The 402-nt window shown below is 54.2% G+C and carries 1 protein-coding gene; it reads left to right on the plus strand.

All coding sequences use genetic code 11. The features are described 5' to 3' along the window. Window positions 1–402, plus strand: a 402-nt coding sequence (locus LZP73_RS19345; protein WP_234236541.1) for a flavodoxin-dependent (E)-4-hydroxy-3-methylbut-2-enyl-diphosphate synthase, incomplete at both ends; no start/stop codon positions are given.

The following is a 402-nucleotide window of genomic DNA, read 5'->3' on the forward strand; positions in this document are numbered from 1 at the left end:
TGATCATCTCGATCGCCTGAACTTCGATCAGTTCAAAGTCAGCGTGAAAGCGTCTGACGTCTTCCTCGCTGTTGAGTCTTATCGTTTGCTGGCAAAACAAATCGATCAGCCGCTGCATCTGGGGATCACCGAAGCCGGTGGTGCGCGTAGCGGGGCAGTAAAATCCGCTATTGGTTTAGGTCTGCTGCTGTCTGAAGGCATCGGCGACACGCTGCGCGTATCGCTGGCGGCCGATCCGGTCGAAGAGATCAAAGTCGGTTTCGATATTTTGAAATCGCTGCGCATCCGTTCGCGCGGGATCAACTTCATCGCCTGCCCGACCTGTTCGCGTCAGGAATTTGATGTTATCGGTACGGTTAACGCGCTGGAGCAACGCCTGGAAGATATCATCACTCCGATGGA

This window comes from Shewanella sp. AS16, from assembly GCF_021412365.1.
In the GTDB taxonomy this organism is placed as follows: domain Bacteria; phylum Pseudomonadota; class Gammaproteobacteria; order Enterobacterales; family Shewanellaceae; genus Shewanella; species Shewanella salipaludis.